The sequence below is a fragment of the Halorubrum halophilum genome, assembly GCF_000739595.1.
Classification (GTDB): domain Archaea; phylum Halobacteriota; class Halobacteria; order Halobacteriales; family Haloferacaceae; genus Halorubrum; species Halorubrum halophilum.
Genome location: NZ_BBJP01000006.1, coordinates 92,184 through 114,360 on the forward strand (window position 1 = coordinate 92,184; position 22,177 = coordinate 114,360).

The following is a 22,177-nucleotide window of genomic DNA, read 5'->3' on the forward strand; positions in this document are numbered from 1 at the left end:
CGATACGGGTGCCCTCGGACACCCCTCGTTTCGTCTGTTCTCGCCTCTGCAGTTTGGGGTGGACTCGTCTCACTCGAACCACACCCCTCATTTCGTCTGTTCTCCGGTCAAGACGACTACGGCTGGGTCTCGATCGATTCGCGCGTCTCTAAGATGATTTCGGGGTCCAACGCGAGTTCGTACCGGTAGTGAACGCCGCCTGCACGTCCCTCATTCTGTTCGGTGCGTTCGAGAAACCCGAGCATCGTGAGATCGGCGAGATGATTCTGGATACTTTTCAACGTGGTTAGTGGATCGTGGCTCCAGTTTCGCGCGACGCGTTCGTACACCGCCTGAATCTCTTTTGACCGTGCGGGAACGTTCCCGTCACCTTCGATCCGTGCGAGGGATTCTAAGATGAGCTGCCCGTGCATCGTCTGATCGCGCAACTTGTCTCGGACACGACCTCGCTGCACGCGTGCAGCAGCCACTTCGATGTGATCGTCGGTGATCGCTGTCGCTCCCTGTTCTTCAGCGACGTCACCGCCCTCGCGGAGGAGGTCTATCGCCTGCCGTGCGCTTCCGGTGTCTTTCGCGGCCTTCGCGGCTGCGAGCCTGATAGCGGAGTCCTTACAGGCACCGTCAACGAGCGCCTTCTCGGCTCTGGCAGTGAGGATCGACTGAAGTTCGTCTGCATCGTACGGCGAAAAGGCCAGCTCCTTCTCCATCAGCGTGTCTTTGACTTTCGGGCTCAGCGACGAGCGAAACGTGTAGTTGTTACTGATTCCGATCACGCCGACCCGCGCCGCGTCGAGGTGACCGTTCGCTCGTGCCCGAGGGAGTTCATACAGTAACGAATCGGGGTCAGAGAGGTGATCAATCTCGTCGAGGATGAACAGAAATGTGCCACCGAGTGCCTCCATTTCCCCATACAGCGTTTCGAGAGCGTGCGACGTCGACAGGCCGGTTTCCGGAAACGACTCTCCCTCATCTCCGCGGATACTATTTATTAGCGATCGAACCGTTCTGTAGACACTGTCGTCGTTGCAGTTGCGGAAGTGAACGTGGAGTTCCTCGGCTTCGTCTCGCCGTTTGACTTCCGCTTGGAGGGCGTTCATCATATACTCCGTGACAGCCGTCTTTCCGACGCCCGTTTTTCCATAGATAAACACGTTCGCGGGGTTTCGGCCGAAGAGAACGTCCTTTAGCGCGGATCGATACGCGTCAATTTCGTCGTCCCGCTCAACGATGACGTCCGGACGATACTCCTCGGAGAGGATGGACTTGTCCTCGAAGAGGGTTTCAGTCATCTCCGTAAAAAGGTCTTCAGACATCGTGGATACTCTGAGGAACTGTATTCAGTAACTTAAATATGTGGTTCGTTTGTTTACTCTGTTTTGTATGTTTACTCTGTTTCGTCTGTTATGTCTGATCTAGCGTCGGGGCTCATCGAACTTCCACACCCGAATATCTGCTACAGAACAGACGAAATGAGGGGTGTGTCTGATCGCTGATCGTAGTGTACTCCATCGTCTTCCCGAAAAAACAGACGAAACGAGGGGTGCGAGATCGATATACCCCTCCCGCCGGTACCCTCCGGACAACAGACGAAACGAGGGGTCCGTCCCGCTTCAGCAGTCCAGCAGTCAACTATCGACGACGGCTTCGTCTCCGTCTTCCTGCCCTTCGATATCGTCGTCCTCCTCGGCCAGTTCGTCCAACCAGTCCTCGGCGCGGTCGCGGTCTTCGGGGTAGCCCACGTCGATCCGCCAGCCGTCGAGCCGGATCGCGTCGATGGTGCGGCCGGACTGAATGAGCAGGTCGATCGCGTCGGGGAGTTCGTACTCGCCGCGGTCGGAGGGTTGGACGAGGTGACACGCGTGGAAGATGGCGGGCGTGAACGTGTAGAAGCCGGTCATGACGAGGTTACTCGGCGGGTCGTCGGGCTTCTCGACGACCTCGACGACCTCGCCGTACTCGTTGGTGTCGAGCACGCCGTAGCGAGACGCCTCCTCGTAGGGCACCTCCTCGACCAAGAACGCCGCGTCCGCACGGGTCTCTCGCTGGCGGCTGGCCACGTCTCCGAGGTTGCCGCGGAACACGTTGTCGCCGAGCATCAGCATGAAGTCGCCGTCGACGTGCGGTTCGGCTTGGAGGATGGCGTGTGCGAGGCCTAACTGCTCGCGCTGGTGCGTGTACGTGATCGGCACGTCGCGGTACTCGTCACCGTAGCGGTCGATGATCTGCTCGGCCTTGTAGCCGACGACGACGACGAGCTCGGTCGCCCCGGCGTCGATCAGGTTGTCGAACACGTCCTCGATCAGCGGCGTCCCGTTCACCTCGACGAGCACCTTCGGCTTGTCGTCCGTCAGCGGTCGGAGTCGCGTCCCCTTCCCCGCCGCGAGTACCACTGCTTGCATGGGTCTCCGGTCGGATGGGCGGGGTAAGGATATACGCCGCCTAACGCGTGTCGGGCCGATCGCGAGCCGACATCGACGAGGGTTCGGTCACAGGTCCGCGTTCGCGGCTCACGGGTCCGCGTTCGCGGCTCACGCCTCCACGTTCGAGAGGAGCCCGGTATACATCAGCCGACGGACGATCGCGACCAGTCCGTTGTCGAACCCGCGCCCGAACACGGCCTGCTCGTGCTCGTGGCCCTCACCCAAGTCCTCGTGGAACGAACTCACGAGGATCGTGTTACGATCGACGAGGAGGAGCCGGCGGATCACGGTCTCGTCGCCGGTCTCGGCCGAGCTGTTCAACCACTCCAGCCCGGAGGCGAACACCTTCGCGTTCGGGAGTTCGCGTTGGACGCGCTCCCGCAGCGACTCCTCCGTGATCCCGATCACGACGCTGACGTCTCGATCCCCGGCGGCCTGCAGGCGTTCCTGCAGCTCCGGGGTGTACGCCGACTCGTCGCCGATCACGAGGATGACCTCGTCGTCGGACTCGTCGACCAGCTGTTGGGTCCGACTGGTTATCGCCGAGCCCCCGGACAGCGCCCACACCTCGTGGGTGACTTCCGTGTTCTCGGCCGGTACCGCGGGCTCGATCTCCCGGAGGCTCGTCCGGAGCGAATCGACTCGGTCCTCGTACTCGCGCCTGAGCGTCTCGGCCGCCTCGTCGATAGAGACGGCGCGGAACCGCTGCGGGTTCGCGTGCTGAATCTCGACTAACCCCTTCGTTTCGAGGACTCGCACGGCGTCGTAGACCCGGGTACGGGGGACTTCGGAGATATCGCTGATCTCCTTCGCGGTTCCCTGCGGGAGCCGGGTGAGCGCGACGAACGCCTTTGCCTCGTACTCTTTGAGCCCGAGCTCCTGAAGCAACTCGATCGCTTGTTCGTGATTCGATAGATCATTCATGGGTCCCAACCATTTCGCTACTGACAATTCGGTAGCTACTGCGAGTTTGACCCCCAAGGTGAAAATCACTTCCCCTTCTGGACCCCCGTCGACACCGGTCTGTGCGCGCGGTGGCCACCAGATCGACGCCTATCGCGCGGAGCTTCACGCTCCGAAACGGCGTCCCAGCGAAGGCGCGATCCGGCGCCTGCTCGGCACCCCGCGATCGGCTCGGTAAGCTCGTGGGGTTTCCGCCGCCACCCACCTTCACTCACATAATCACAATAAGAATATATCCCGGGGTCACGAAGCGATCGATGGTACGCGGGATCAGTAGGGTCCCAACCACTCTGTGCCCGCGTGCCGAACTACCCCTCGGGTAGTTTTTGACCCCCTCAGATGATTTCCAACGATTCGGACGATCCGGAGTCGATCGCCGTCGACCAGCTCGAAGCGTTCGGCCTGAGTACCTACGCGGCCAGGACGTTCGTCGCGCTGACCGGTCTCGGTGAGGGGACGGCCAAGGACGTGAGCGCGCTGGCGGAGGTCCCTCGCACGCGCGTTTACGACGCGACCGCCGAACTCCGAGAGCACGGCCTCGTTGATGTCCAGCAGTCCACGCCAAAGCGATTCACCGCGGTGTCGGCCGAGACCACCGGTCGACGGTTCCACCGACAGTACACGAGACGGGCGGACGCGCTGACGGCGGCGCTCGACGAGATCGAACCGGTGTCACCGACCGGGGAACAGCGCGGCGTCTGGACGGTCACGGGACGGGAGATGGTGTCAGACCGGGTCGTGGAGTTCGTCGACGACGCGAGCGAGGAGATCGTCCTCGTGACGCTCGACGTCCTCCTGACCGACGCCGTCGTGGACGCCCTCCGAAGCGCGGCCGACCGCGGCGTCGCCGTCCGGGTGTCCGGGATGGACTTCTCGGCGACAGACGGGAGCGACGACCGCCTCCCAGACGGGTGCGGGTTCGAGTCCCCCCGAACGTGGAGCGGAGTCCCCGCCGGCCGGCTCCTGATGGTGGACGGCCGCCGGACGCTCGCGAGCGTGCTGGTGGACGGGAACGGCGAGCATCCGCCGGCCCCGCGCGACGAGACCGCGATCTGGGGCGCCGGCGAGAACAACAGCCTCGTGGTCGTGCTGAGAGCGATGTTCACGTGGCTCAACGGCGACGGCGAATGACGAAACCGGTCTGACCGGTCTGTTACCCGAATCCTCACAAACGTTCTTGAACGTCGGAGCTGTAGTGTATGCTATAATGACCAACACTGACCTCACTCGGAGAGAAGTCGGACGAGACGTCGACTCGTCTCAGCGAACGGGGAGATCATGACGTTCGACAACGCGAACTCGACGAAGGACGTGCAGACCGGCGAGTCGTCGGAGACGGGAGAATCGCCGCGGACCGTCCGGGCCGCGTGGGACGACTCGGGGCCTCCGAGCACGGCCGTCGTCGAGGCAGTCGCGACCGCAAACGGGCGGGACCCGTTGGAGATGCCCTGCCTGTACGACACCCTCGACGTCGATGCGCTGGACGGGCTCTTGACCTCTGATCGGACCGACGCGCAGGGGAACATCTCCGTCTCCTTCACGTACGACGGGACGTTCGTCTGGGTCGACAGCGGCGGCGCGATCGAAGTCGGTCCGGACGCGACGAGCGAAGTCGATCCGGACGCGACGAGCCCCGAATGAGTCGAAGTGGAAGCGAGTTCCGGTAGGTCCCGTCCTCAAAAAACGGCCGTGACCCGGACGTAGACGACGTAGCCGAACACCGCAAAACAGACGACGACGAGCGCCCGAAGCGGGAGCCACCAACGATCGCCGCTCTCCGTCGGCGCGTACAGCTGCATGACCGACAGCAGGCCGATGAAGGAGACGACGAAGAAGTTCTGCGGAGTGAACTCGTCGACCGCGACCAACACGCCGAGGGACGCGAGCAGCCACGCGAGCAACGTCACGAGGAACCGACCGCGGAGTTCGGAGGTCATTGAGCGGGGTACCGCCTCGATACGGGTTGTTATATCAGTGCTAACCGGCGGGCCGTGACGGCCGGTCGAGAGTTCGCGGTAACCGCGCCAGCGATCGCGCCGATAGCGCCAGCGACTAATCGACCGGGCCGGAGATCGCGTCCATCGCCGTCAGAACCGGTTTTTCGGGGTCAAAGTGGTCGACGGCATGGATCCGGTAGTCGGCCGGCGCCGAGAGACCGCTCGTTATCGCGGGAATTACTACACGGACTAGGTCACTGTGTCGGGACAGGTACCGTCCGCGGGCGCAATCGTCTGTGCCCCGCGGGCCGCCGGATTTCGATACGACATGTACGACGACACCGGAACGATGTGGACGAAGTGGCTGGCAGCGGTCGGGACCGCGTGTCTGTTGGGAGCGGTCTGGATCCTCTACCGGGTCCCGCCGGCGACCGGCTACGAGATCTCGATCTACCGCGCGTACCCGACGCTGTTCTGGGTACTCCTGATAGCGACGATGTTCGCCGGACAGCTCGTCGTGCTACTGGCCGGGATCGCCGACGGGCGCGGGGCCGCGGACGTGCTCCCGGGGGTGGCGCTCGTCGTCGTGCCCGGATTCATTCTGGTGCTGCTTCCGTACGTCCGCGGATACCCGGTGTACGGTCGGGCCGACGTGTTGACACATATCGGGCTCTTACAGGACCTCCCGGAGCTCGGGATCACCCTGAACATCTATCCGCCGACCCACATCTTCACGCAGACGCTGGCAGCCGCGACCGGACTGCCGGAGATCGGCACGATCAACCTCCTCCCGGTCGTGTTCTTGGCCGTCTTCCTCGGCTCGATGGCGCTGCTGGTCGATCACCTGTTCGACGACGCCCGACGACGGGCGTTCTGTCTGCCCTTCGTACTGGTCCCGATCGGTGGTTCGGCCCATGTGAATGCCGTCCCGTTCATCCTGAGCGTCCTTCTCGTCCCCTTCTTGCTCTACCTCATGGTCAAGGAGCACGGGTCGCATGCGGTCCCCGTCCGTGCGCTGATGTTGATCGCGCTCGTCGGCGTCGTGGTGTACCACCCGCTGACGGCCGTCTTCACGCTGATCACGCTCGCCACCTACAGCGTCTTCAACAGGCTCCCGGCGATACGAGCACAGTGGAGCGGGCTCCCGAACCTCACTTCGCTGACGACCGTGTTGTTCGTCGCCTGGTACCTGAAATACACCGGGATCATCGTCCGGTTCCGAACCATCGTCGACGACTTCCTGGGTCCCGCCGGCGGCCCCTCCCCTCTACAGTCCACCACTGAGACCGTCGATCGCACGTCGCCCGACCTGATCGACCTCCTTCAGATCATACTCCTTCAGCGCGGTACCGACGTACTGGCCTTCGGACTGGCGTCGGTGTTCCTCGCCATCGCGGTCGCGCTGTGGTACTACCGGGACGAGCGACCCGCCGTCTTCACGCTCGCGTACGGGAGCACGACGCTTCTGTTCGGGTTCATGGCGGCGCTGTTCCTGACGAACGACCTCATCGCCGGGTTCGGCCGACCCCTCTTCTTCGGGAAGCTGTTCGCCGCGGCGTTCGTCGGAGCGCTGTTCCACCTCCTCTGGAAGCAGTCAGAGTCGATCGAGGGACAGACCGTCGTCAGCGTCGCGTTCGCCGGGCTGTTGCTGGTGACGGTTCTGCTGTCCGTGTTCGGGATGTTCTCGTCCCCGCTCGTGTTCGATAAGAACCACCAGGTCACGGAGATGGAGCTCGACGGGACCGAGTGGCTGTTTGAGAACCGGGACCCGGAGCATCTCATCGACGAGCAGGGGATCTACCACTACCGCTTTTACCACCGCTACTACGGGACGGACCAGCCGGACGAGACGATCCGGTGGGGCGGCTCGTCGCCGCCTGACCACTACAACTACACCGTCAACGAGCGGCTCGGACAGAGCTACGACGACGACAGGTACCTGCTGTTACCGAAGGCGGGACGGATCACGTATCCGGAGCGGTTCCCAGACTACCGCGAGCAGTGGGCGTTCTTCCCCGAGGACTTCGAGCGCCTCGAAGCCGACCCGTCGGTCAATCGCGTGTACGACAACGGGGAGGTGAACGTGTATCTGGTCGACCCCGAACAGACGTCCGATGAGGCCGACGACGGGGGAGACGGTGTCGGCGAAGCGGACGGTGTCGGCGAAGCGGACGGTGTCGGCGGAGCGGACGGTGCTGGCGGAGCGGACGGTGTCGGTGGTGTTGGCGGGATCAACGAGACAGACGGAACCAACGAGACAGACGGAGCCGGCGGCGAGATACCCACCCGGATCCGAGCGAAATACTGAATAATGTCGGGTTAACGAAGCCTTAAGACAGTCATAACGGCCCCGCGGGAGTGAGCGTTCACCCGCCCAACCGCCTTCTTCGAGCCGGAATCGTCGTCTGCCGGTCCGGTTGGCTAGCTGAACAGTCATCAGATTGTGAACATATAATTAACGATACACTTATTGCAGTTAGCATCTGATTACCACTTGCAATGGCACACAAGCTGGCACACAATCGCGGTAGCGACCGCTCTACGGCGACATCTGACGGCGACCGGAAAGGGGCTCTCACCCGGCGGCAGTACGTCAAGCTCGGCACTGCGACCGCGGCGAGCCTTCTGATCGGCGGCGCGTCGGTCGGCGGCTCGACGGGCGCGACGACGGACACCGGCGAGCTCTTTTGGACCGACTTCAGCGAGGGATCGCTGTGACGGTTCTGAACGTCCGAGATTTCGGCGCGGTCGGCGACGGCTCGACCGACGACACCGCCGCGATCCAAGACGCACTCGACGCCGCGAACAACGGCGACGAGGTGTACGTTCCCGCGACCGGGAGCTCCTACCTCGTAACGGGCCATAACGCGGTGGTCGACGTTAACCCGTCACACGACGGCGTCCGGCTCTACGGCGACGGCGAGGGGAGTCGGATCGAGTACGGCGGCGGCAACGGCGGACGGAACGTGTTCATGGTCAGCGTCGACCCCGGCGACGACGGTATCGACGGCTTCGTGCTGGAGAATCTAACGCTCGACGGCGGGCTCGGGAGCGTCGAAGGCGATCCGAACGTCGCCGCGGGGATCCAGGTCCGGAGCCCCCACGCGGGGGACGAGGGAAGCGTGGACATCTCGATCCGGGACGTGCGGGCGACCAACTGCTACGGGAACGGTATCGACGTTCGTTCCGCGGGGACGACCGTCACGAACTGCACGGCCGATAACAACCGACAACACGGGTTCGGGATGCACACCAGCGGCGATCCGTTCCAAGATCCGCCGGTCCGGTTCGAGCGCTGTCTCGCCCACGGGAACGGCTTCGGCGGCGGGTACTACGGCATGGACCTGTCGGCCGGGAAGGGCGTGGCCGAGGACTGCGTGCTCCACGACAACGAGGGCGCGGGCGCGACCAAGTGCTCAGACGGAGCCGACCGGATGGTGTACCGCCGCTGCCGACTGGCGAACAACGAGGGCGTCAGCTTCCAGAACACCAGCGGACAGGGCGCGACGGTCGTTTTCGACCAGATCGTCGCCGAGGGTAACGCGTACACCATGCGGCTGACGGAGGACGGCACCTACCGGGTCCCCGCGGGCTCCGAACTGGTGTTCGCCGACAACGGGCCGGACGTCCGCGGCGCGCTCTATCTCACCGACGACTCGGTGTTAGAGGCCGGCGACGCGACGCTGTGGATCAGCGGACAGACCGGCGGTGCGGGCCTGCGCGCCAGTTCCGACGGAGCCGGCAGTCGCGTCGGGACCTACTACCACGCGAACAACGAGGACGGGGCGATCTCGAACGATCAGAACATCTCGTTCGGAACGATAGCGAGCGATCTGAAGGCCGACCTCGACGGCGTCCCGACCGCCGACCAGGTCGGCGCGTGGACCGACGCCGAAATCGACACCGGCAGCGACGACGGGTCGACGGGCGAGGGGACGACCGACGACTCGCCGTTCGACGCGTGGACCCCGCGATGGGACGCCAGCGCGAGCGACTGGGGGGTCGTCGCGGGCGACGAGTACGAGGGCGGGCACGCGCTCCGGTACGACCACGACGGCACGGACGCGGCCCGGCGGGCGATCTCCTGGGACGCCGCCGGTACCCCCTCGGACGTCGAGGTACTCGACAGGGTTCGAGTCCCGTCGTTCGAGACCGACGGTGACCGCGGGTACCACGCGCGAGTGCACCTCCGGTCGTCGTACGCCGGCGGAGACGAGACCGGCTACTGGATCGAGCTGGAGGACGCCGAAGACGCGTTCAGGCTGGCGAAGTACTCCGTCGACGGGATGGAGACGCTGGCTCGGTTCGGGGCGCCCGCCGAGGGTGTGTTCTTCTACCGCCGGTTCCGTGCCGAGGGGGAACGTCTGCGGGTCAAGGTGTGGAAAGCGACCGAATCCGAGCCCGATACCTGGGACGCCGACGTCACCGACGCGGACCACGCCGACGGGTGGGTCGGGCTCGGCTCCTTCGACCCGGGCGCGTTCCAGACCGACGTGCTCGGCGTCGCGACCGACGGCGGAACCGTCCAACTCGAAGCCGACGACGAGTCGGGCACCGACGAGCCGGCCCCCGACGAGCCGGAGCCGGTCGCCGACCCCGAGGTCGTCTCGCTCGAGGCCCGGAATCTGACGGCGGACGCCGCGACGCTCGCCGGCGACCTCCGAGACCTCGGTGGGGCAGACGAGGTCCGCGTGCGCTTCGAACTGCGCACCGCGGCCACGGACGCCTGGACCGCCGTGGGCGGCGAGACGCTGGGCTCGCCGTCGGAGTTCACGCACATCGTCTCGGGGCTCGACGCGGCCGCCGCGTACGAGTTCCGCGCCGTCGCCGACGGAACCGATGCGACCGTTGCCGGGGAGATCGTCTCGTTCGCGACGCTCGACGACGCGGACGAGAACGCCGCGCCGACGATCGAACAGTTCGAGGTCACCGACCGGAGCACCAACAAGTGGAACCGGTTCGACGTCAACTGGAAAGTGGCCGACGGCGACGGCGACCTCGACGCGGTCGTCTCGACGCTGGAGCGCAACGGCCGAACGGTCGCCGCGGACAGCACGACCGTGTCGGGCGACGGGGCGAGCTACACCCACCTGCTCCGCGTTCGCGGGAAGGTCGACACCGTCCGCCTCTGCGTGAACGACACGTCGAACGCGACGGCGACGCGAGAGTACGAGATCTGAACCGGCGGTCAGCGTTCAGCGCTCCGCGGCGTTGAACCCGCAGTACGGGCGTTTGGCTCCTGCTAACTATGCCTCGGCGGCCCAAAGGGGGATTAATGGTATCTCGCCGCCGTGCACTCGCCCTCTTCTCTCTCTCAGCCGCGGCGCTCGCGGGCTGTAACGAGATAGACGACGATCCGGATGACGACGATCCGGACGCGGATGGCCCCGACGCGTCCGACGACACCGTCTTGGACGTCCGCGACTTCGGGGCCGCCGTCGACGGGACCACTGACGACACACAGGCTGTCCGAGACGCGATCGACGCTGTCGAAACGGGCGGCACCGTCTACTTCCCACCGGGGACGACGCTCGTGTCCGCAGATGACAAGACGGCGGAAGGGGCGAAGGCGATCGAGGTTCGCGGCAACGACTTCCCGGACGACGTGACCTTCCGCGGCGACGGCGAGGAGTCCGTGGTCAAGCTCGCCGGCGGCCACGAGGATAACCACGGGCTGTTCTCCTGGAAGCCAGAGGACGGAATTTCCGGACACGTCGTCCGCGACCTCACGGTCGACGGCAACCGACACGAGCAGCCCGCCGACCCCGAGAACAGCGATAACGGCCTGAACCTCGGCGTGAGCGAGGCCGGCAACGACGACGCGACCGTCGACATCACGTTCCGCGACGTGTGGAGCGTCGACGCCAACACCGAGTGTTTCACCTTCCTTCAGGGCGGCTGCGTCGCGGATCGATGCACCGCCAGCGGCGCCGGGAAACACGGGTTCGGGATCGACACGTACGACAACGTCGGCCCGGTCCTGCCCCCGGTCGTCGTCCGGAACTCCCACGCGTATGACTGCGACATCTACGGGATCGACTGCTCCGGGGGGACGACGCTCGTCGAGGACTGCGTGCTCGAGAACAACGGCTGGGGAACGAAGACGACCGGCCAGGTGTTCGAGGCCACGTTCCGCCGGGTTCGGCTGGCGAACAACGATAAGGTCGGATATATGCGGAACGACACGCCGACGGAAACCGGTGAGACCGCGCGGGTGCAGCTCGACCACGTGGTGTGCCACTCGAACAGCGGTCAGGGATTCCGCCTCGGGCGCGACACCGAGTTCATAATCGGGACCATCACCGCGCTCGGGAATAACGCCACTGGGGACGGAAGTGGAAACATCTCGATCATGGATAACGCGACCGTAACCGCCGACGAGGTCCGCTCGTTCAACGCCGAGGTCGGCGCCGGCATCCACTACTGGAGCACCGAGTCGTCCACGATCTCGCGGTACGTGAACTTCGGGAACCGAGACGGTCCGTTCCACGGGGAGATCGAGAAGCTCGTCGTGCAGGCCATCGACGTCGACGTGCCGAACGACATCGTCGACTCGATCGCGACCGGCCCGGTGCCGAACGCCGACGAAGTCGGCGCCGGAACGGGCGACTGACGCGGAGAAACGGCCGGATCGCTACGGAGCGAAGCGAGCTCGACGAGCGATGTCGCCGCCGCCGAACGAGCCGGTTCCGTCCGCACGGCGATCGAGCGATTTGTGTCAATATTATGGGGAGTCATAATGATGATATAACAAATATACCCCTCGAACAGTTTGCCATATGGGACTCACTACCCGGATCCGTCGGAACCCGCGTCTCTTGCTGAAAGGGATCCGAGACGTTCCGGCAGCCTTCGCCGAACTGAATCGTCTCTATCACACGAAGCGATCCGGTCCGGAGTACAACCGAAATGGGATCGACGTGTTCGAGGAGGAGTGGGACAACCTCATCATCCTCGACGCCTGTCGATTCGACTACTTCGCCGAGTCGACCGACTTTGACAGCCCCGTCGAACGTCGGGTGTCGCGGGGATCCACCAGTCGGGAGTTTATTACTGGGAACTTCGCGAATCGTGCGCTTCACGATGTCGTGTACGTCTCAGGAAACCGGTGGTTCTTGGAGCTCCGAGAGTTTCTCAACGCTGAAGTCCACGCGTATCGGGACGTCGAGCGTGATTTTCGTGTCGATCGCCTCGATGATTCCAAGAGCGACGTGGGATACGTTCCGTACCCGGAGACGGTGTTAGAGTCGGCGATCGAAGCGGCCGAAGAGTTTCCCGACAAACGCCTCATCATCCACCTCATGCAACCCCACAAGCCGTATCTGGGGCCGAACAGCGATCTGTTCACGTACGATGGCGGACTTCGATCGACGATGGCCGCCAGCGGTGACGTCGACATCGACACGCTCCGTCAGGCCTACCGAGATACCCTAGAGATCACTCTCGATCATGTGGAGTCGGCGCTGGACTCCCTCGATGGGCGCACGGTGATCACGGCCGACCACGGAGAGCTGCTCGGTGAACGCCTCCGTCCGATCCCCGTGCGGTGGTACGGTCACAAGGAAGGCGTCTACGTCCCGGAGCTCGTCGATGTGCCGTGGCAGGTCGTGAAAGAGGGTCCGAGACGAGAGATCAGCGCCGACCCGCCCGAGCAGATGCCCGACGTGGACGAGGAGACAGTGGAGGACACCCTCCGTGCACTCGGGTACGTTCCGTAGCGAGTCGACCGGTTAATCCCTTCGTTAAGTGTCTCTAACGGCATCATAAACCGATCGCTTCATCCGCCGAGTCGATGACTAATAGGCACTCTGTATTCGGCAACCAATCCCGTTCATCGATTAATAATTTCAACGAATCTCCGAATTCATATAGCGGACTACCCCTCTCTACGGATTCTATATATATGTAGGTAGAGGTGGTACAGCCGATATGGGAGAACGGACGGCGGCGGGCCACTCGTGTCGATCGGCCGATTACCCGGAGCGTAAGCCTTCCGCGGCGGTCACGCACACGTCCGAAACGGAGCGAGACATTTCGTCTGGAACACGTCAGGAAGGGATATGATCGGATTACTCGGAAAGGCCGAGGAGGTCAGACGCTCGGAGGGCGCGCTGACGATGGCCCAGCGGGGCGTGAACTACCTCGCGTGGCGCGGGTCTCCGGTGCTGTGGCCGCTGTTTAACCGCGGGCGGGCGATCAGACACCGACTGCGGTACGACGCCCCGCCGAACGTGTACGAGCCGCTCTTCGTCTCTCCGTCGGAGATCACGCGATTCACGTGGGGTGTCTCCAAGACCCTCGGACTCGGTGCGGTCCGGGGCGGCGACTGGGAGCGGGACTCGCTCCCGCTCTCCGAGAAGTGGGTGTGTCAGGGCCTGAAACAGCGGTTCGTCGACGAACTCGACTGGGACGAGACGGAGTACGTCGAGTACCCGCGACGAAAGTACTTCGCGAAGGGCGAAGCGATCTGGGGGTACGACTCGGAAGCGGAGTTCGTCGAGCATCGCTGTAGTTACGTGGACGATCTGTACGAAAGCATCCGCCAGGACGGGTACGTGCGGTCCGAGAACGGGATGAGCGAGTTCCCGGGAATGGATATCCGCCGGCTCGGCTACCACCACAACTTCGACCCCCTGGTCTGTATCGGGGCCGACGGCACGATCTACCACCGAGACGGCTACCACCGGCTGATGATCGCCAAGGCCCTCGATCTTGACGCGATTCCGGTTCTGGTGCTCGCCCGACACCCGGAGTGGCAGGCGGTCCGCGAGCGCGCGTACGCGGGTGAAATGGCCGACATCGACACCGATCGCTCACACCCCGACATCGAGCCGCTGCTGGGTTAGCGGACGTATATACATAGCAGAAGGCTCCGACGGGGACAGACATGGAACCACCACGGCGCGGCGATCGAACCCGGACGAACGACAACGACGAGCGGGCCGACCGGGCGGCGTGACCGGCATGTTCGACAGCACCTCCAGAATTTCACGCGGCCTCACCGCTGGGGTCTCACGCGGTCGATCTATCGCCCACGCCGCGCGGCGACAGCTCCCGGCGCTCGCGGACACCGGAAGTGACGAGGAGCACCTGTCCGCGGCGATCGAGTGGCTGTATCGAAGTCAGGACGCGACCGGCGGCGGCGGGTCGGCCGCCACGTACAACCTCCTGCTCGGGTGGGAGGCGCCGTACCCGGAGACGACCGGGTACATCATCCCCACCCTCTACGCGTACGCCGACGACCATCCCGAGAGCGACGCGTCCGACCGCGCGACCGCGATGGCCGAGTGGCTCCTGTCGGTCCAGCGCGCCGACGGGGGCTTTCCCGAGGGAACCGGCGAAACTGGCGACCCCAACGTGTTCAACACCGGGCAGGTCGTCTTCGGGCTCGTCGAAGCCTACCGGCGGACGGACGACGAGGCGTACGCCGACGCGGTCCGCGCCGCCTGCGACTGGCTCGTCGTCGTGCAGGCCGACGACGGCGCGTGGCGGCGGTACGACCACGAGGGCGAGGTACACGCGTACGCCACCCGAATCGCGTGGGCGCTGCTGGAGGGGGCGTCGATACTCGACGACCGAGCGGAGACGTACCGCGACGCGGCGAGGCGAAATCTCGACTGGGCGCTGGAGAACCGACGGTCGAACGGCTGGTTCGAGAAGGCGGCGTTCGTCGACGGCGACGACCCGGACCTCCACACGATCGCGTACACGATTCGCGGGCTCCTGGAGGGCGGCGTCGGGCTGGACGACGAGGAGCTGATCGACGCCGCGAGGGGGTCCGCTGACGTGCTCTTGGAGCTGCAGCGACGGACCGGTCCCCTGTCGGGGACCTACGACGCCGACTGGGACGGGACGTGGTACCATTGTCTCACCGGCAACGCCCAGATGGGGCTGGTGTGGCTCCGGCTCTACGAACTGACGGGCGAGGCGGAGTACGCGATGGCGGCCCGGACCGCCGCCGAGTTCCTCAAGCGGCACCAGTCGCTCGACGGCCCCGACCCCGTTCGCGGGGCGATCCCGGGGTCTCACCCGCACGTCGGGAGGTACCTTTACCTGCGGTACCCGAACTGGGCGACGAAGTTCTTCGCCGACCTCCTCGCGGGGCTCGCGGACGTCCCGCCGCTCGAGGCGGTAGACGAGGGGACCGAGACTGCCGGACCGACCGTGACGACCGGGGAGAAGGCGACCGCCGAGACGACCGCGACCGCTTGGGAGACCGCGACCGCCGAGACCACAGCGACCGCCGACCACGATCCATTCCGAGTCTGTCTGCTGTTCGACGGCGAACACACCGAGCGGTGGGTCGCGGACGCGATCGAGACGATGCTGGCGGAGACGAACGCCGAGATATCTCTCGTCGTGATCAACGAGGAGGCCGGCCCGCTCGGGAGCGGGAACGTGAAACGCGGGCTGAAGTACCCCGCCTACGCGGCCTACTGGATCGGCACGGCGCTGTGGTCCCGGGGGTCCGCGTCGGAGCGGTACGACGACTCGGTGCACATCTCGGAGATCACCGGAATCGACGACGCCGAGTGGCTCCGGACGTACCCGACCAACGTCACCGGGCTCTGGAACGAACTCCCCGAGGAGGTGGTCTCGGAGATCGGCGCGCGGTCCGACGTGGTGTTCCGTCGCGGCTTCGGCCTGGTCCGCGGATCGCTGCTCTCGGCCACCGAGTACGGCGTCTTAAGCTACCACCACGGTGACCCCCGGGCCTATCGGGGCGGTCCCGCCGGCTTCTGGGAGTACATGCACGGCGAGGAGACCGCCGGCACGATCGTCCAGTCGCTGACCGACGACCTCGACGCCGGGGTGATCCGGTCGTACCGCGACGTCGACATCGGCGACTGCGACACCCTCGCCGAGATCCGCCGCGCGCTGTACGAGGGGTCGACCGGCCAGCTGGCCGAGGCGATCGAGGCCGTGCGAGACGAGGACCGGGAACCGATGCTCGTCGACGACCTCGGGCCGGTGTATCACCCGCCGGACCTGGGCGAACTGGCAGCGTACGCGCAGAAGCGCTACCGATGATTGACCGACCGGAGGCGTCACGATGATTGACCGACCGGAGGCGTCACGATGAGCGACCGGGTAGAGACCCTGCGGCGGGTCCCGTTCGTCCTCTCCGCCGCGCGCTCGGCGGGGAAGCTGGTCAACCACACGATTCCGGACCTGCTGCGTCCCGACACCGATCCCGACGCGCTCGACCGGTCCGCGGTCGACCCCGCGGCCGCGGCCCCGGCGACCTGTCTCGGACCGGGCGCGCGCGACGAAGCGGATCTGCCGCTGACTCCCGCGGAGATCGCGGCCGCGCGGAACCCGGCGTTCACCGCGGAGGACGTGACGGACTTCGGGTCGGTCGACTTCGTCGCCGACCCCTTCATGCTCCCCGGACCGGAGCGCTGGCACCTCTTCTTCGAGGTGTGCAACTACGCCCGCGACCCGGACGCCGTGATCGGGCACGCGACCAGCCCCGACGGGCTCCGCTGGGAGTACGACCGCGCCGTGTTGAACACCGGCGAGCACCTCTCCTTCCCCTACGTGTTCGAGTGGGAGGGGAGGCGGTACATGGTGCCCGAGGAGGGCGGATCGTCGGGGCGGTCGATCCGGCTCTACGGGGCGACGGATTTCCCCCACGAGTGGGAGCCCCGCGCGACGCTCGTGTCGGCGGACCACCGCACCGACGATACGGTCCTGTTCAGGTGGCGCGACCGCTGGTGGCTCCTCGTCGGTGACGGCGAGGCCGCGGGGCTCCGGGCCTACCACAGCGACTCGCTCGTCGCCGACGACTGGGAACCGCATGCTGACAACCCGGTCGTCACCGGGCGCCCCGCCGCGTTCCGCCCCGGTGGACGCCCGATCGTCGGGTCTAACGGGGTTCTCGTCTTCTTCCAAGACTGCGAGCACCGGTACGGCGAGGCGGTTCGCGCGTTCGAGATCACGGATCTGGGACCGGAGACCTATGCCGACGAGGAGCGAACGGAGTCGCCGATTCTCGAAGGAACGGGCGCCCGGGTCGGCTGGAACTCCGGCCGGATGCACCACGTCGACCCGTGGTACGCCGACGGTCGCTGGCTCTGCGTCGCCGACGGCAACGTCGCCAACAGCGCGGTGTTCACCGGTCGCCACTGGGCGCTCGGGATGTACGGCGCCGACTGAGGGCGGCGGTCAGGGACGGCGGCCGACTGCGGCGCTCACCGACGAACAGCCTCTGCGATCCGCGACCCGAGCGTCGCAGCCATACCGGCCGCGTCGGCGACGAACGGCAGCGGGTCGTCGGCCGAGAGCAGGTCGAAGTTCGGGTTCCGGTACAGCGAGGTCGCCAGCGCGACGACCTCGCGGCCGAGCGGCGGCGGGTCGCCGTGGCCGTCGGCGCGAAGCACGTTGTAGAGGTACGCGAACTCCCCGCTGAGCAGGTGCGAGCCGACGCCGACCCGGTAGTCGGGGCTACCCCCCTTCGGACGCTGCCCGGCGGCGAGTGCGGCGTAGCGGGCCGGGAAGTCGACGCCGGCGTGAACCGGCAGGGCCAGCGACCCCCAAAATCGGGGGTTGATCTCCATGAGCCTGAAGGAGCCGTCGCGCGCGTCGCGTCGGAACTCCACCATCGCCGGGCCGTGCCAGTCCAGCGCCGACAGGAGCGCGGTACCGTGCTCGCGCAGCTCCTCGACGTCGACCGCCTCCCGGTAGACGCTCGCACCGCCGGAGTAGCTGAAGCTCCGGATCCGCTTGTGCTGGAACGTCGCGACCGGCTCGCCGCGGTCCATCAGCGCGAAGAACCCGTACTCGCCGTCGCTCGGGACGAACTCCTGCGTGACCGGCACGTGACCCATCTCGTCGACGACCGAGTCGACCGGCGGCCGCTCCCCGGGGTCGAGGAGCCGAACGTCGGGCTCGTGAGAGCCCTCCCCGTCCTCGTCCACGACGATGGTGTACCGCGGCTTGACGACCAGCGAGCCGTCGTCGTCGGGCCAGTCGGTGAGCAGCCGCGTTCGCGGGACCGGGACGTCGAGGTCCTCGGCGACCGAGAGGAGGGTCCGGCGGTCCTGCGCGCTCCGGAGCGCGTCGAAGCCGGGCCACACGGGGTCGACGTGTTCCGAGAGCTCCTCGCGCCGCGACGCGAGGGCGTACGCGTCGGCCTCGCGAAGCGGGAGGACGGTTATCACCTCGTCGCGCGCGGCCAGCGCGACCAGCGCGTCCGCGTACCCGCGCATCGACTCGGTCGGGTCGGGGACATCGACGACTTCCGCGCGGTGCTTCGACGAGAGCGCCGGGGACCGCTGACCGTCGGACACGAGGATGGGCGCAACCCCCGCGCGGGCGAGTGACCGCACCGCGACGACGCTGCTCTGCGTGCTAATTGCCGGAACGACCGCCGCCGGCCGGTCGGCGGTCATCGCTCGGACTCCAGCGCGCGGACGAGCCCGTCAACCGCACGGACCACGTCACCGTACAGCGCTTGGAACCCGTCGATCCCCTGACCGTACGGGTCGTCGATCTCGTAGCCCTCGCCGGAGAAAACCCCGAGAAACCGCGTCTTCTCGTCGCGGTCGCCGAACTCCCGACGGAGGTCGGAGTAGTTGAGCAGATCCATCACCACCACGAGGTCGCTCCGTTCGAGGTGCTCGGCCATCACCGGCTTCGAGCGGTGGTCGGAGAGGTCGACGCCGAGATCGTCGGCGACTCGGACCGCATCGTCCGGGCTGGCGCGGCCGGCGGTCGTGCGCAGCCCGGCGGAGTCGGCGGAGAGCCCGTCGATCCCCCGGTCTTCAGCGACCGATTCGAGGTATCGCTCCGCGAGGGGGCTTCGACAGATGTTCCCGTAACAGAGGAACAACACGTTCGGGTCGTCCGACACGGCGCCGTCCGGCAGCGAGGCGTCGAGGACCGTGGGCTCCCGAGCGAGCGCGAGGCGCAGACGTTGGGTTTCGATACCGGCGTGGTTCCGTGCGGCCGAGAGGTATGGGCGGATCATTGGGTACGAGCGGATGACTGATAGGCGGGTGTTGCCGGCTGCGATCGGTCGGGCGCGGCGGTAGATACCGAAGGAGAGCGTCTCGAGACGCTTCGTTATCGAGACGCTAATCCGCGGACGACGGGTCGGGCCGATCGGCGAAGAGCCGATCCGCCCGCCGATAGCCGGTGGATACCTTTACCGACTCCGGGCGGAGGGGCGGTTGAGCCGTACCGAATGTACTCCATCCTCGCGAGCGCCGTCAACCACCCGGACACGATCGAGCGCTACAACGGCCTGTTCAACCACCGTATCCTCCGCTCGCTCGCGGAGGCCGGCACCGACCTGAGCGTGGTGTCGCCCCGACCGTTCGCCCCGCCGGTCGGCCCGTACGCCGAGTACGCGTCGATCCCGACCGTCGAGGACTGGGGGGCGTACGACGTGCACCACCCCCGGTTCTGGTACCTGCTCCCCAAGCGGTTCTTCTACGGGCTGGCCGGCGACTCCTTCGCTCGACGGGTCCCGCCGTACGCGGACCGCGAGTTCGAGACGCCCGACGTGGTCCACGCCTGCCACGTCTACCTCGACGGCTACGGGGTCCTCCCGTACGTCCGCGAGCACGACCTCCCGCTGTTCGTCGTCGCCCACGGGACGATCCTCAACTCCTACGACGACCTCGCTCGCGGGGTCCGCGAACGCGTCTGCGAGACCCTCGACGAGGCGACCGGCGTCCTCTGCGTGAGCGACGCGCTGGCCGAGCGGGCGCGCGAACTGACCGATCCGGCGAAGGTCTCGACGGTGCCGCTCGGAGCCGACCCGGAGCGGTTCCCGGTCGACCGGCGCGAGGAGCTCCGCCGAGAGCTGGGCGTCGACCCCGACGCGACGGTGGTCCTCTTCGTCGGGCAGTTTCTGAAGCGGAAGGGCGTCGAGGAGGCGATCGAGGTCGTCCGGCGGATCGACGATCCGGATGTGACCTTCGTCTTCGTCGGCCACGGCGGCGACCTCGGCGACGAGGTGCGCGATGCGCTCGCGGAGACGGGACGGTCGCCGCGGCTCGTGTTCGACGGCCTCCCGCCGGTCGCGCTCCGCCGGTGGTTCGCGCTCGCCGACGCGCTGTGGCTGCCGAGCCACACGGAGGGCCGGCCCACCGTCATCTACGAGGCGATGGCGAGCGAGACCGCTGTGTTGGCGTCGTCGGTCGGCGGGGTCCCGGAGCAGGTGGTCGACGGCGAGACCGGCCTGCTGGTCGAGCCGACCGACGTCGACGGGCTGGAGGCCGGGCTCCGGTCGCTGCTCGCGGACCGGGCCCGAACTCGAGCGATGGGGCGCGCTGGCCGCGACAGGCTCCTCGATCAGGGATGGACGTGGGAGGCCCACGCGAAGCGAGTCCAGCGACTCCATCGGGAGGCGATCGAATGACTGACTCGGGAGACGGGCGTGCGTCGGGCGGCCCGATCGGCTCGGACCGCGAACCGACCGCTCTCTCCGTCCTCGTCTTCACCTCCCACCGACCCGAGGAGGTCGTCGAACCCCTCCGCGAAACGGACCTCGACGCGACCGTCGTGAGCGTCGACGGCGGCGGATCGCTCCCCTCGCGGGCCGTGACCACGGTCCGGCGGACGCGGCGCGCGCTCGCGGCGCACGACCCCGACGCGGTCCTGCTCGACTGCTACGAGGCGATGGGCGCGCTAGTCACGCTGCTGGCGGACCGCCGCGGTGTCCCCGTCGTCGACCGGCTCGTGGGCGACACGTGGCTGCGGTTCGAGAACGGGATCCGGGAGGCGAAGATCGACGGCGAGTGGGGGCGCGCCGCAGGGTACCGCGCGATCCTCGCGGTCGACGAGTTCGTCTTCTCGCGCGCGAGCGGGTTCGTGGTCGTCTCTGACCAGCTCGGGGAGGTCGTCCACCGGCGGACCGGGTGCCCTCCAGAGCGTATCGGGACGGTACCCGTGCCGGCGCCGAGCGGGAGAGAAGCGTCGCCCTCGGACGGCGGCGACCGCTTCGGCGTCGACGCGGACCGCGTCCTGCTGACGGTGACGAACCTGAAGTACCGGGCGAAGCTCCGCGGGGTCGAGACGGCGCTGGAGGAACTCCTCCCCCTGCTCGAAGCCGACCCGGACCTCGCGTACGTCGTCGCCGGCGGCGGCGAGTACGCCGCGGAGCTCCGGGCGACCCTCGACGAGCGCGTCGACGACCCGGACGTTCGGCGGCGGATCCACGCGCTGGGGTTCGTCGACGGCGTGGCCGACCTCTACGCGCTGGCGGACATCTTCGTCTACGTCTCGTACCTCGACGGCTATCCGCGCGTCGTGTTGGAGGCTCAGGAGGCCGGGCTCCCGGTCGTCGCGAACGACGCGTTCGGAATGCGCGAACAGGTCGAAGACGGCGAGAGCGACTACCTGATCGATCCGGAGGAGAGCGGGGCGCTCCGGGAGGCTGTTTCTTCCCTGCTTGAGGACCCAGAGGTTCGGCGGCGGTACGGGGAGCGCAGTCGGGATCGCGTCGCGCGGGAAAACGCGCCCGAGGTCGTGGGACGGCAGTTGGAGGAGTTCCTTCGGGGACTGCTGGCGGAGATCGACTGAGCGCGAATCTCGTCTACGGACGGCTTTCTGATCGATAGCGGGAGTAGGTATAGCGAGTTGGTTGTTCGGCTGTTTATAAGCGATTGAGTGGTGTTGCTGTCGGCTGTTTATAACTGCCAGACGGCTGTGTGGTGAACACTTCCAAAGCCCCAGCCGCTGCGGACGGCGCACGCTCGCTGCGCTCCTCAGTCGTTCGCTCCGCTCACTCCTTGCGATGCTTACGTCGCCTGCGCCGTCCGCAGCGGCTGCCCCTTTGAGACCCACCCGACCGCAACCGCACAGCCTCGCGCCTCCCCAGCCTCGTCGGAGTGGCGCTTATGAGCG

Annotated in this window: 18 protein-coding genes; 12 read left to right on the forward strand and 6 right to left on the reverse strand. The window is 66.4% G+C overall.

Going from position 1 to position 22,177, the window contains the following annotated elements:
* Positions 1–116 precede the first annotated feature (116 nt).
* From ACP96_RS02370 to ACP96_RS02380, 3 genes are all read right to left on the reverse strand, one after another.
* Positions 117–1,313: an orc1/cdc6 family replication initiation protein gene (locus ACP96_RS02370; protein ID WP_050031988.1), complete on the reverse strand. Its 1,197-nt coding sequence runs from the start codon at positions 1,311–1,313 to the stop codon at positions 117–119.
* Positions 1,314–1,625: 312 nt separating this feature from the next.
* Positions 1,626–2,399 carry a UTP--glucose-1-phosphate uridylyltransferase AglF gene (aglF, locus tag ACP96_RS02375; protein WP_050031989.1) on the reverse strand — a complete coding sequence of 258 codons (774 nt, stop codon included), beginning with the start codon at positions 2,397–2,399 and terminating at the stop codon, positions 1,626–1,628.
* Between the two features lie 129 nt (positions 2,400–2,528).
* The gene (locus ACP96_RS02380; RefSeq protein WP_202593900.1) at positions 2,529–3,344 is read right to left on the reverse strand and encodes a TrmB family transcriptional regulator; all 816 of its coding nucleotides are present in this window, start codon (positions 3,342–3,344) and stop codon (positions 2,529–2,531) included.
* Between the two features lie 378 nt (positions 3,345–3,722).
* On the opposite strand from ACP96_RS02380, the gene ACP96_RS02385 reads away from it, so the two are divergent.
* Positions 3,723–4,514, forward strand: a complete 792-nt coding sequence (locus ACP96_RS02385; RefSeq protein ID WP_050023397.1) for a TrmB family transcriptional regulator — start codon at positions 3,723–3,725, stop codon at positions 4,512–4,514.
* 147 nt (positions 4,515–4,661) lie between these two features.
* Positions 4,662–5,024 (forward strand): HalOD1 output domain-containing protein, encoded by a 363-nt coding sequence (locus ACP96_RS02390; RefSeq protein ID WP_050031991.1) that lies wholly within the window; start codon positions 4,662–4,664, stop codon positions 5,022–5,024.
* Positions 5,025–5,059: 35 nt separating this feature from the next.
* Here the strand turns inward: ACP96_RS02390 and ACP96_RS02395 are convergent, their stop codons facing one another.
* Positions 5,060–5,320, reverse strand: coding sequence for a hypothetical protein (locus ACP96_RS02395; RefSeq protein WP_050023395.1), 261 nt, complete (start codon positions 5,318–5,320; stop codon positions 5,060–5,062).
* 328 nt (positions 5,321–5,648) lie between these two features.
* Between ACP96_RS02395 and ACP96_RS02400 the strand changes: the two genes are divergently transcribed.
* The 8 genes from ACP96_RS02400 (at position 5,649) to ACP96_RS02435 (ending at position 17,479) form a co-directional block, all read left to right on the forward strand.
* Positions 5,649–7,628: a hypothetical protein gene (locus ACP96_RS02400; RefSeq protein ID WP_082222437.1), complete on the forward strand. Its 1,980-nt coding sequence runs from the start codon at positions 5,649–5,651 to the stop codon at positions 7,626–7,628.
* A gap of 191 nt (positions 7,629–7,819) precedes the next feature.
* Positions 7,820–8,038, forward strand: coding sequence for a hypothetical protein (locus tag ACP96_RS02405; protein ID WP_050023391.1), 219 nt, complete (start codon positions 7,820–7,822; stop codon positions 8,036–8,038).
* Positions 8,035–10,500, forward strand: coding sequence for a glycosyl hydrolase family 28-related protein (locus ACP96_RS02410; RefSeq protein WP_050031992.1), 2,466 nt, complete (start codon positions 8,035–8,037; stop codon positions 10,498–10,500). Before ACP96_RS02405 ends, ACP96_RS02410 begins: the two co-directional genes overlap by 4 nt.
* Positions 10,501–10,595: 95 nt before the next feature.
* Entirely contained in the window at positions 10,596–11,933 is a 1,338-nt protein-coding gene (locus ACP96_RS02415; protein ID WP_050031994.1) for a glycosyl hydrolase family 28-related protein, read from the forward strand.
* A gap of 166 nt (positions 11,934–12,099) precedes the next feature.
* Positions 12,100–13,038, forward strand: a complete 939-nt coding sequence (locus ACP96_RS02420; RefSeq protein ID WP_050031995.1) for a hypothetical protein — start codon at positions 12,100–12,102, stop codon at positions 13,036–13,038.
* Between the two features lie 342 nt (positions 13,039–13,380).
* Positions 13,381–14,166 carry a hypothetical protein gene (locus tag ACP96_RS02425; RefSeq protein ID WP_050031996.1) on the forward strand — a complete coding sequence of 262 codons (786 nt, stop codon included), beginning with the start codon at positions 13,381–13,383 and terminating at the stop codon, positions 14,164–14,166.
* A 118-nt stretch (positions 14,167–14,284) separates the two neighbouring features.
* Complete coding sequence (locus ACP96_RS02430) at positions 14,285–16,351, forward strand: prenyltransferase/squalene oxidase repeat-containing protein (protein WP_050032035.1); 2,067 nt, start codon at positions 14,285–14,287, stop codon at positions 16,349–16,351.
* A gap of 48 nt (positions 16,352–16,399) precedes the next feature.
* Positions 16,400–17,479, forward strand: a complete 1,080-nt coding sequence (locus tag ACP96_RS02435) for a glucosamine inositolphosphorylceramide transferase family protein (RefSeq protein ID WP_050031997.1) — start codon at positions 16,400–16,402, stop codon at positions 17,477–17,479.
* Between the two features lie 35 nt (positions 17,480–17,514).
* Here ACP96_RS02435 and ACP96_RS02440 read toward each other — a convergent pair whose 3' ends face one another.
* On the reverse strand, positions 17,515–18,714 hold the full coding sequence (locus ACP96_RS02440; protein WP_050031998.1) for a carboxylate--amine ligase: 1,200 nt from the start codon (positions 18,712–18,714) through the stop codon (positions 17,515–17,517).
* Positions 18,711–19,292: a low molecular weight protein-tyrosine-phosphatase gene (locus tag ACP96_RS02445; RefSeq protein WP_050031999.1), complete on the reverse strand. Its 582-nt coding sequence runs from the start codon at positions 19,290–19,292 to the stop codon at positions 18,711–18,713. Before ACP96_RS02445 ends, ACP96_RS02440 begins: the two co-directional genes overlap by 4 nt.
* Positions 19,293–19,508: 216 nt before the next feature.
* Here ACP96_RS02445 and ACP96_RS02450 point away from each other — a divergent pair, with 216 nt between their 5' ends.
* Both ACP96_RS02450 and ACP96_RS02455 read left to right on the forward strand, forming a co-directional pair.
* Positions 19,509–20,690 carry a glycosyltransferase family 4 protein gene (locus ACP96_RS02450; protein WP_050032000.1) on the forward strand — a complete coding sequence of 394 codons (1,182 nt, stop codon included), beginning with the start codon at positions 19,509–19,511 and terminating at the stop codon, positions 20,688–20,690.
* Positions 20,687–21,853 (forward strand): glycosyltransferase family 4 protein, encoded by a 1,167-nt coding sequence (locus ACP96_RS02455; RefSeq protein ID WP_050032001.1) that lies wholly within the window; start codon positions 20,687–20,689, stop codon positions 21,851–21,853. Before ACP96_RS02450 ends, ACP96_RS02455 begins: the two co-directional genes overlap by 4 nt.
* Positions 21,854–22,177: the final 324 nt, after the last annotated feature.

What these genes read in the sequence shown, in the direction of transcription:
- ACP96_RS02370 (WP_050031988.1), bottom strand. Translation starts at nt 1,313, where the DNA reads ATGTCTGAAGACCTTTTTACGGAGATGACTGAAACCCTCTTCGAGGAC.
- aglF (WP_050031989.1), bottom strand. Translation starts at nt 2,399, where the DNA reads ATGCAAGCAGTGGTACTCGCGGCGGGGAAGGGGACGCGACTCCGACCG.
- ACP96_RS02380 (WP_202593900.1), bottom strand. Translation starts at nt 3,344, where the DNA reads ATGAATGATCTATCGAATCACGAACAAGCGATCGAGTTGCTTCAGGAG.
- ACP96_RS02385 (WP_050023397.1), top strand. Translation starts at nt 3,723, where the DNA reads ATGATTTCCAACGATTCGGACGATCCGGAGTCGATCGCCGTCGACCAG.
- ACP96_RS02390 (WP_050031991.1), top strand. Translation starts at nt 4,662, where the DNA reads ATGACGTTCGACAACGCGAACTCGACGAAGGACGTGCAGACCGGCGAG.
- ACP96_RS02395 (WP_050023395.1), bottom strand. Translation starts at nt 5,320, where the DNA reads ATGACCTCCGAACTCCGCGGTCGGTTCCTCGTGACGTTGCTCGCGTGG.
- ACP96_RS02400 (WP_082222437.1), top strand. Translation starts at nt 5,649, where the DNA reads ATGTACGACGACACCGGAACGATGTGGACGAAGTGGCTGGCAGCGGTC.
- ACP96_RS02405 (WP_050023391.1), top strand. Translation starts at nt 7,820, where the DNA reads ATGGCACACAAGCTGGCACACAATCGCGGTAGCGACCGCTCTACGGCG.
- ACP96_RS02415 (WP_050031994.1), top strand. Translation starts at nt 10,596, where the DNA reads ATGGTATCTCGCCGCCGTGCACTCGCCCTCTTCTCTCTCTCAGCCGCG.
- ACP96_RS02420 (WP_050031995.1), top strand. Translation starts at nt 12,100, where the DNA reads ATGGGACTCACTACCCGGATCCGTCGGAACCCGCGTCTCTTGCTGAAA.
- ACP96_RS02425 (WP_050031996.1), top strand. Translation starts at nt 13,381, where the DNA reads ATGATCGGATTACTCGGAAAGGCCGAGGAGGTCAGACGCTCGGAGGGC.
- ACP96_RS02430 (WP_050032035.1), top strand. Translation starts at nt 14,285, where the DNA reads ATGTTCGACAGCACCTCCAGAATTTCACGCGGCCTCACCGCTGGGGTC.
- ACP96_RS02435 (WP_050031997.1), top strand. Translation starts at nt 16,400, where the DNA reads ATGAGCGACCGGGTAGAGACCCTGCGGCGGGTCCCGTTCGTCCTCTCC.
- ACP96_RS02440 (WP_050031998.1), bottom strand. Translation starts at nt 18,714, where the DNA reads ATGACCGCCGACCGGCCGGCGGCGGTCGTTCCGGCAATTAGCACGCAG.
- ACP96_RS02445 (WP_050031999.1), bottom strand. Translation starts at nt 19,292, where the DNA reads ATGATCCGCCCATACCTCTCGGCCGCACGGAACCACGCCGGTATCGAA.
- ACP96_RS02450 (WP_050032000.1), top strand. Translation starts at nt 19,509, where the DNA reads ATGTACTCCATCCTCGCGAGCGCCGTCAACCACCCGGACACGATCGAG.
- ACP96_RS02455 (WP_050032001.1), top strand. Translation starts at nt 20,687, where the DNA reads ATGACTGACTCGGGAGACGGGCGTGCGTCGGGCGGCCCGATCGGCTCG.